Annotated in this window: 11 protein-coding genes; all 11 read right to left on the bottom strand. The window is 45.3% G+C overall.

Annotated elements, in window-relative coordinates; translation table 11 throughout:
* Positions 1–129: 129 nt before the first annotated feature.
* Entirely contained in the window at positions 130–921 is a 792-nt protein-coding gene (rpsC, locus tag A1D16_RS03390) for a 30S ribosomal protein S3 (protein WP_366206381.1), read from the bottom strand.
* A gap of 30 nt (positions 922–951) precedes the next feature.
* The gene (gene rplV, locus A1D16_RS03385) at positions 952–1,287 is read right to left on the bottom strand and encodes a 50S ribosomal protein L22 (RefSeq protein ID WP_290707812.1); all 336 of its coding nucleotides are present in this window, start codon (positions 1,285–1,287) and stop codon (positions 952–954) included.
* A 55-nt stretch (positions 1,288–1,342) separates the two neighbouring features.
* A complete protein-coding gene (gene rpsS, locus A1D16_RS03380) occupies positions 1,343–1,612 on the bottom strand; it encodes a 30S ribosomal protein S19 (RefSeq protein WP_290707811.1) in 270 nt (89 codons plus the stop codon).
* 35 nt (positions 1,613–1,647) lie between these two features.
* Positions 1,648–2,487, bottom strand: a complete 840-nt coding sequence (gene rplB, locus A1D16_RS03375) for a 50S ribosomal protein L2 (protein ID WP_290707810.1) — start codon at positions 2,485–2,487, stop codon at positions 1,648–1,650.
* 91 nt (positions 2,488–2,578) lie between these two features.
* Entirely contained in the window at positions 2,579–2,878 is a 300-nt protein-coding gene (rplW, locus tag A1D16_RS03370) for a 50S ribosomal protein L23 (protein WP_290707808.1), read from the bottom strand.
* 24 nt (positions 2,879–2,902) lie between these two features.
* Positions 2,903–3,541 (bottom strand): 50S ribosomal protein L4, encoded by a 639-nt coding sequence (gene rplD, locus A1D16_RS03365; protein ID WP_290707807.1) that lies wholly within the window; start codon positions 3,539–3,541, stop codon positions 2,903–2,905.
* 20 nt (positions 3,542–3,561) lie between these two features.
* The gene (gene rplC, locus A1D16_RS03360; RefSeq protein ID WP_290707806.1) at positions 3,562–4,179 is read right to left on the bottom strand and encodes a 50S ribosomal protein L3; all 618 of its coding nucleotides are present in this window, start codon (positions 4,177–4,179) and stop codon (positions 3,562–3,564) included.
* 347 nt (positions 4,180–4,526) lie between these two features.
* Entirely contained in the window at positions 4,527–4,832 is a 306-nt protein-coding gene (rpsJ, locus tag A1D16_RS03355) for a 30S ribosomal protein S10 (protein ID WP_039142986.1), read from the bottom strand.
* A gap of 78 nt (positions 4,833–4,910) precedes the next feature.
* Positions 4,911–5,480, bottom strand: a complete 570-nt coding sequence (locus A1D16_RS03350) for a DUF4126 domain-containing protein (RefSeq protein ID WP_290707803.1) — start codon at positions 5,478–5,480, stop codon at positions 4,911–4,913.
* Between the two features lie 75 nt (positions 5,481–5,555).
* Complete coding sequence (locus tag A1D16_RS03345) at positions 5,556–6,611, bottom strand: acyltransferase (protein WP_290707802.1); 1,056 nt, start codon at positions 6,609–6,611, stop codon at positions 5,556–5,558.
* Positions 6,608–8,548: DPP IV N-terminal domain-containing protein (locus tag A1D16_RS03340; RefSeq protein WP_290707801.1), on the bottom strand; the 1,941-nt coding region annotated here is incomplete at its 5' end. The genes A1D16_RS03340 and A1D16_RS03345, both read right to left, overlap by 4 nt.

The raw sequence follows: 8,548 nt of genomic DNA, 5'->3' as shown, positions 1-8,548 counted from the left end.
GTTTTGCATTGCCTTTTACAGGCATTTTCTGCATCTTCCTGTGTTTTGTTCTTTTTGGCTGTAACATCTTATATTAATTTGTCAATGTTCTTTAAAATTCAATACCTACATCTCTCCGCTCAATTCCGCTTATCCACGGCGCCTGTCACCTCCACGGCCACCGCCACCGCCTCTTCTGTCTCCACCGCGATCGCCACCACCCCGACGGTCATCACCGCCACGGCCTTCTCTGCGATCACCCATCGGTCCGCCTTCTTTTCCGCTAATAATATTCGGATTCAGGTCACGCTTAGCCAGTACTTCTCCTTTACAGATCCATACTTTAATACCAATTTTACCATACACAGTCAGTGCAAACACATTGGCATAATCAATGTCCATCCGCAATGTATGCAGCGGCGTACGACCTTGTTTGATTTCTTCAGAACGGGCAATCTCCGCACCACCCAAACGACCGCTAACCTTTACCTTAATTCCTTCAGCACCCATACGAAGTGCAGAAGCAATGGCCATTTTAATAGCACGTTTGTAGTTGATCCTGTTTTCAATTTGTTTAGCGATGGTATCACCTACGATGTTAGCATCCAGTTCAGGGCGACGAATTTCCAGGATATTGATCTGCACATCATCTTTTCCAGTCAGCTTCTTCAATTCTTCCTTGATACGATCTACCTCATTACCACCTTTTCCTATGATGATACCAGGCTTGGAAGTATGAATAGTAATGATCAACTTGCCAAGGGTACGCTCAATAACAATTTTAGAGATTCCTCCTTTGTTAATACGCGCCATCAGGTAGGTCCGGATCTTATGATCCTCAATCAACTTGGTTGAGTAGTCTTTTTTACTGCCAAACCAGTTGCTTTCCCAACCGCGGATGATTCCCAACCTTGCACCAATAGGATTTGTTTTCTGACCCATTTGTTTGGTATATTAAGTTTATACGATTGATTATTTAGTATCTACAACTACAGTTACGTGATTGCTCCGTTTGCGAACACGATAACCACGACCCTGCGGAGCCGGACGCATACGCTTCAGCGTTCTTGCACCGTCAACAAAAATGGTTTTTACAACCAATTGGGTCTCATCACCACCTTCATTAGACTGTTTCCAGTTGCTGATGGCACTTACTACCAGTTTGCGCAAAGGAACAGCGGGATGCTTGGCATTGTGTTCCAATACCGCCAGCGCCTTTTCTACTTCCATTCCACGAACCAGGTCAGCCAATAAACGCATTTTTCTGGGCGAAGTGGGGTAATTTCTCAGTTTAGCTACTGCTTCCATTTTTATAAGATTCTGTAACCCGCCGTACCTTATGCAAAGGCGGACTATTTGTTAATTACATTTTTTTGCTTGAGTGTCCCTTGAAGTTACGGGTAGGCGCAAATTCACCTAATTTATGACCAACCATAAACTCCGTCACATATACCGGGATGAATTTGTTGCCATTGTGCACCGCAAAAGTGTGCCCAACAAAATCAGGTGTAATAGTAGAACGGCGACTCCAGGTTTTAATAACTCCTTTTTTGGATTTGCCTTCGGTCATATTCATCACCTTCTGCTCCAGTTTTACGTCAACGTAAGGACCTTTTTTAATTGAACGAGCCATATCTAAATTTTAGAATGCTGATTGATGATTGTAGATTATTTACTGGCTAACTTCTTACCATTCTTGCGTTGGATAATCAGTTTATCAGAGCCTTTATGCTTACGGGTTTTCAGACCTTTCGCATACTTACCTGTTCTGCTTCTCGGATGTCCGCCGGATGCACGACCTTCACCACCACCCATCGGGTGATCAACGGGGTTCATCGCAACACCACGGTTACGCGGCTTAATACCTTTCCAACGATTTCTACCAGCCTTACCCATACTCTGCAGGTTATGATCACTGTTAGAAGCTACTCCTACAGTTGCATAACAGTTGATCAATACTTTTCTCAGTTCACCAGAAGGCATTTTCAATACAGCGTATCTTTCTTCCTTGTTGCTCAGCTGGGCAGATGTACCTGCACTACGTGCAATCTTTCCACCCTGGCCTGGCTGCATTTCAATATTATGAACCACGGTACCAAGCGGCATGTTTTTCAACATCAGAGCATTCCCCAATTCAGGAGCAACCGCATCACCGCTGATTACTTCAGCACCTACCTGCAACCCCTGCGGCGCAAGGATATAACGTTTTTCACCATCTGTATAATTCAACAGGGCAATAAAAGTGGTACGATTCGGATCATACTCGATAGAGGCAACTTTTGCCGGGATATCTTTCTTATTCCGTTTGAAATCAACCAGACGATACATTTTTGCATGACCGCCACCAATGTAACGCATACTTCTGCGTCCCTGGGCATTCCGGCCACCGGTTCCTGCTTTCTTCTCTACCAGGCTTTTTTCCGGCTCATTGGTAGTAATTTCAGCGTACGCATTTCCAATTCTCCAGCGCGTACCTGCTGTCATTGGTTTATACTTTCTTAATGCCATCTTCTTATTTTTTCTGCGAACTTTTCAGCGTCGCACTACTTTAATAATTTAATTTTCTTACCGTGGGATCCCACTCGGGGTCCAGGTTTGCTTACACTGCACCGTACAGATCAATGGTTTCGCCTTCTGCAACAGTAATCAATGCTTTTTTGTAAGCAGATTTACGTCCCTGAATAAATCCTGCTTTGGTAAAACGGGTTTTATTCTTACCAGGAATTACGGCCGTATTTACGTCTACCACTGTAACACCATAAAAGGATTCAATGGCCTTTTTGATTTCCAGTTTGTTCGCCTTCCTGGCAACCTTGAATGCAAAACGACGCAGACTTTCCTGCTGGGCATTTGCTTTCTCCGTAAGGATCGGTTTTATTAAAACTTCAGAAAGTTTCATTTCTTTCTATTTAGAATGTAATTATTAAGCGTTTTCTTCAACCTCTGCTTCAGTAAATACTTTGGCAGCACTTTCACTCAGAACCAATACCTGTGCATTTACAATATCATAGGTATTCATATCACTGAGCAGGGTAGCATTCACAGCAGGAATGTTACGAACACTCAGGTACAGGTTCTCACCATCTTCCGGCAAAATATAAAGGGCTTTTTTACCTGTAATATTCAATGCCTTCAGAACACCGGTGAATGTTTTGGTTTTAGGAGCATCCAGTTTGATGTCTTCCAGTACCACTATGGCACTTTCTTTTGCTTTATAAGCCAGTGCAGACATCTTGGCCAGGTCCTTTACCTTACGGTTCAGTTTAAAACTGTAATCGCGGGGTTTAGGTCCGAAAATGGTACCACCACCTTTATACAAAGGGTTCCGGATATTACCTTTACGGGATCCGCCGGTACCTTTTTGACGGTGCAACTTACGGCTGGCACCTTTAACCTCCATCCGGGTCTTTACCTTATGTGTACCCTGGCGCTGAGCAGCCAGAAATTGCTTTACAGAGAGGTAGATTACGTGATCATTCGGTTCAATCCCGAAGATCTCTTCCGGTAACTCAATGGTTCTTCCGGTCTTCTGTCCTTGTATATTTAAAACATCTACTTGCATCGTACTTCAGATTAATTGGGTTACTTCTGGATAAAAACAATGGAACCATTGTGGCCAGGAACTGAACCACTCACCAGGATATAATTCTTTTCAGGAAATACTTTCAGAATTTGAAGGCCTTTCATTTTCACACGTTCATTACCCATGCGACCAGCCATCCGCATTCCCTTCATTACACGGGATGCATCAGAAGAGTTACCCAGTGAACCCGGAGCACGCTGACGATCGTGCTGACCGTGGGAGGCTTCACCTACCCCACTGAACCCATGGCGTTTTACAACACCCTGAAAACCTTTACCCTTGGTATTACCTACCACATCTACTTTTTCACCTTCCGTGAAAATTTCAGCAGTAATGGTTTCACCAAGTGCCTTTTCTATTGAATAATCGCGAAATTCTGTAACAAAACGTTTGGCAGCAGTTTGTGCCTTGGAGAAGTGATTTGCTTCGGCTTTGGTAGTGTGCTTTTCTTTCTTGTCGCCGAATGCGAGTTGGAGTGCATTGTACCCGTCGGTCTCTTTTGTCTTAACCTGGGTAACGACACATGGACCAGCTTCGATGATGGTACAAGCGGTTTGCTTACCATCGGGACTGAAGATACTGGTCATCCCAATTTTTTTTCCAATAATTCCTTTCATTTAAGTTACCATTTGTGCCGCATGGTTAAAAGGACAATCCACCCTACTCAACTGATACACAGCTGACTTCCAGACCTGCTGGAATGGTGGTGGATGGACTTCAATCCCCGTTTGCTACTGACCTTTTCCGTTTAGTTGGAAGTACCAGTAGTAAACAAACCCTGAACGGCTTGTTCATATTTGCTTTTACTAATTAATGAATGATAAAGGATTTCCTAAAGATTTGCCTTTTCATTCAACCCCAGCGCTCTTTTCCCTGTATAACAGATTGAGAGTTAGGGCAGTTATTTATAAGAACTTGTTTGCTTTTTAAGCTTATTTCGGAGCTGTCTTTAAACAGCCGGCCGTCATGCCTTGATCTCCACTTCTACGCCTGATGGCAGGTCGAGCTTACTCAACGCATCCACCGTACGGGAAGAAGAGGTATAGATATCCAACAAACGCTTGTGCGTACAAAGCTGGAATTGCTCACGGGCTTTCTTGTTTACGTGAGGGGAACGCAATACGGTAAAAATTTTCTTCTGCGTAGGCAGAGGAATAGGTCCGGTTACTACTGCTCCCGTGCTACGTACTGTTTTAACGATCTTCTCAGCAGATTTGTCTACCAGATTGTGATCGTAAGACTGTAATTTGATTCTAATTCGCTGTGACATACCTATTATCCAAAAATTGAATTGGGAGTGCAAAGGTAACGGTCCTTTTATAATCTGCAAAAGTTTTTTCGAACTATTTTAGCGCCTGGTGCGAACAATTAGCCGGTAGAGCAAATAAACAACCAGGCAAAGGCTTAAAACAGCCACCAAAATTGGTAAAAAAACGGCCATAATAGACCCAAGCCCGGCTGCCAGGTGTTCGCCCGTTGCAACCAGCGCATTTCCGGTACCTGCCGTGGTTTTAGTGCTTACCAGCCGTAAAACACTGGTTCCTGCCTGAATGGTACCAGCTACTGCCCCACCCGTTAGAATTCCCAGCCCCCAACGCAGCATCGGGTCCCAATCGGCCACCGGTAAAAAACCGGCCGCCAATAAACTACCTGCACCAATAGCCAATGGCGTGGCTATAGTATCTAACACATTATCAATAAAAGGAATGTAATAAGCGGCTATCTCCAGTACAGAAGCCGTTCCAAAACTTAAAATGGCAGCCCAACTCCCCATCCAGGTTTCTGCCTGCGGAACCGGTAACCAGCCCGCCTTTATGGCAATACTGGCAATCAACAGGGGCAAGAATACCCGGAACCCACAGCAGGCGCTGAGGGCAATTCCAAGCGAAACAGCCATTATCCCGGTAAATGCTTCCATCGAATTATTTCCCGCTTACAAGTACAGGTATGCGGCGGCTTAAATGTACAATCTTTCCCCTGCACCCACTGTCCTTTATTGCTTCAGCCGGAGAAATGGCTTTTCTACCAGGTGATAACTTAAATAGCCGATTAACAAGGTAGCCAGGCAGGCAATTATAAGAAGCAGCGAGGCCGGAAGATGAATCCTATGCACCAATATCCAGATGGGGTAATGAAAAACATAGATCCCATAGGAGTATTTTCCCATGGCAGCCAGCCATTTTGCCTGAAATAGCCGGTTGCAAAAGTCGTTAGACTGCAGCGTATGCAGTACCAGCGATGCCCAGCCTGTTGCAATCAGGGTAAATCCCAGGTATATAATCCAGTTGCTGGAATAGTGGCCATTCCAGTTCCCGGATACAAACAACCCCATAAAATACAGGAAGATAACCGCGGCAATTAATCCCCACCACCTGTTTTGTACCCCCCTCCCTCCTTCACTGAACACAAAATAAAGGGCTGCCCCAATAGCAAACGCATCCAGCCTGCATAGAAAAAAAACATAGCGATACACCTGTTCAAATGCCGGCAACCAACTTTGTGCATAGCTTCTGATAATAATAGCCATTACCACTAACACCCCCAGGTATAACCAACGCGCTCCGTACCTACCAGTCCGTATACCCGCTGTAACATAGGGCCATACCAGGTAGAACTTGGCTTCTACTCCCAGTGACCAGAGCGGCAACAACAATACCATAGCAGGAAAGCCGTCCAAAGCGTACCAGATATCTGTTTGGAACGTCCAGTAATACCACTGGTTTTTGCGAAGAATCTGGTAAGCAGGAGAATCGGCTCCGGACCATACGAGCGGAACAACTATAAAAATGAGGAGAAGACTGAGGAAGCAAGCCGGCACAATCCGTAGTATACGGTTGCGGTAATATGGGTATAATGCAGGAGAAAGCCCGTTTGCCGGATAAAGGGAGCGGGTAATCAAAAACCCGGAAAGCACAAAAAACAAGTCTACCCCCATCCACCCCCAACTCTTGATTATTTCAAAATGATAACAAAGCACCAGCAAAATTGCCAGCCCCCTGAAACCATCGAGCACAGGAATCGTTTTACCTGTCAGCCTGCTTTCATTCATTTGGCACCCGGTGGGCAATGCGTTTGCAAAAAGTTAGTATATAGCTGACTCAGGTGTTCAAATGTACCGGCGCCTTCCGATATACTGTGCGAGCGGTTGGGATAACTCATTAACTGAAACTGCCGGTTGTATTTAATAAGTTCATTGATCAGCATTTCAGCGTTATTGTAATGCACATTATCATCGCCTGTACCATGGATATACAATAAATGCCCCCGGAGATTTTTTGCATACGTAATTGGAGACCCGTTTTTGAAATCCTGCAAGTTCTCCTGCGGAAGGCCCATGTACCGCTCCTGGTAAATATTGTCATAGGTAAGCTGATTGCCTACTGCCGCTACAGAAATACCCGTTTTATAAATTTCAGGATACTGGAAAAGCAGGTTGAGGGTGGCAGATCCGCCGCCACTCCAGCCCCAAACAGCTATTCTTTCCGGATCCACAAAAGACCATTTCAGGATCTCTTTTGCAGCCATTGCCTGATCACGGATATTCACCAGCCCTATTTTCCGGTACACTGATTTTCTCCAGGCCCGCCCTTTGGGTAGAGGCGTACCGCGGTTATCCATACTTATGTAGATGTATCCATCTTCCACCATATTCCCCTTGTAAAGATGATTGAAGCCAGCGCCAAATTCATCTTTTGCCGTTTGCCCCCAGGGTTCTGTGTACACGTAAAAAACAACGGGATATTTTTTAGAGGAATCAAAATTGGAGGGTTTGGCCATCCAGCCATCCATTTCAATTCCATCACCTGTTCGAATCGTAAAAAACGATACCGGGGCCGATTGAGAAGCGGCTTCTTTTACCAGTTCCTGGATAGGCCGGCTGCCACCTATTGCCTGGTGATTTTTTAACTGAATTATTTCCTGTGCCGGCTGCGTATAATGGTTGGAAAAATCATGTTGCGCAAACCTGCAACCCGGTGAAAGGTCATAATAATGCGTACCTGGCTGCCCCGCTGGTGTAACCCGCTCCGCTTCGCCTTTTCCGTCGAGTTTGCTTCGGTAGAGATAACGCTGTGTGGCATTGGATGGGCTGGCCATATAGTAGACGTAATTCCCTTTTTCATCGATCCCTGCAATATCCATCACATCAAAAGCACCTTTGGTAATAAGCTGAACAGTTTTTCCGTCCCTGCTGATGGAATAGAGATGCCGCCAACCGTCTTTTTCGGAAGCCCAAATAAAAGAGGCCCCGTTTTTTATCCAGTCCCAGCCGCCGTTGGTATAGTCCTGGTCCCAGGCAGGCAGAATATCAATCCACGCGCTGTCCTTTTCTGAAAAAACAGGCTTCAGGTCTCCGCTTGTACCATTGGCCAGGTAAATGGTGGAAACCTGTTGTTTGCGATCCAGGTGCTGCATAATCAGTTCAGTGGAGTTGGCCGCCCATTCCATACGGGGAAGATAGGATCCCCATACCGGATCGTCCTGCACCTTCATCCAGTTCAGTTCGCGGTTTTCAATGGATATAACCCCGATCCGGAAAGTGGAAGGTTTTTCCCCTGCAACAGGATATTCTACGGGAATTACTTTCGGGTAAATAGAGTCGGTTGTATTTAGCAGGAGATAATCCCTCGTAACACCTGCATTGATTTGCCAGAAAGCAATTTTTTTACTGTCGGGGCTCCAGCGAAACCCATCCCGGCAAAAAAACTCTTCTTCATACGCCCAGTCGAAGGTGCCGTTAATACGTTTCCTCGTTCCGTCGGTGGTAAGGGGCTGCACCTGCCCGGTTGCTAAATCTTCTACATAGAGATTGTAGTCGCTTACATAAGCCAGCTTTTTACCATCGGGCGACAACTTTGCAAATTGCTGACTGGAAGGAGGTAGTCCTGCACCTGTTTTTTTTAGTTGCCCGTTTTTTCTATCGTACAGGTAATAATCGCCTTTGGTTTCATAGCGCCATACTTTTTTTGTATTGGTAAACAACAACAC

This window comes from Flavihumibacter sp. CACIAM 22H1, from assembly GCF_001601815.1.
GTDB lineage: Bacteria > Bacteroidota > Bacteroidia > Chitinophagales > Chitinophagaceae > Flavihumibacter.
This window is presented reverse-complemented; position numbering and strand designations above follow the sequence as displayed.

Coding starts and splice junctions, on each gene's coding strand:
- rplV (WP_290707812.1), bottom strand. CDS start 1,287: ATGGAAGCAGTAGCTAAACTGAGAAATTACCCCACTTCGCCCAGAAAA.
- rplD (WP_290707807.1), bottom strand. CDS start 3,541: ATGCAAGTAGATGTTTTAAATATACAAGGACAGAAGACCGGAAGAACC.
- rplW (WP_290707808.1), bottom strand. CDS start 2,878: ATGAAACTTTCTGAAGTTTTAATAAAACCGATCCTTACGGAGAAAGCA.
- A1D16_RS03350 (WP_290707803.1), bottom strand. CDS start 5,480: ATGGAAGCATTTACCGGGATAATGGCTGTTTCGCTTGGAATTGCCCTC.
- rplC (WP_290707806.1), bottom strand. CDS start 4,179: ATGAAAGGAATTATTGGAAAAAAAATTGGGATGACCAGTATCTTCAGT.
- rpsS (WP_290707811.1), bottom strand. CDS start 1,612: ATGGCTCGTTCAATTAAAAAAGGTCCTTACGTTGACGTAAAACTGGAG.
- rpsC (WP_366206381.1), bottom strand. CDS start 921: ATGGGTCAGAAAACAAATCCTATTGGTGCAAGGTTGGGAATCATCCGC.
- A1D16_RS03345 (WP_290707802.1), bottom strand. CDS start 6,611: ATGAATGAAAGCAGGCTGACAGGTAAAACGATTCCTGTGCTCGATGGT.
- rpsJ (WP_039142986.1), bottom strand. CDS start 4,832: ATGTCACAGCGAATTAGAATCAAATTACAGTCTTACGATCACAATCTG.
- rplB (WP_290707810.1), bottom strand. CDS start 2,487: ATGGCATTAAGAAAGTATAAACCAATGACAGCAGGTACGCGCTGGAGA.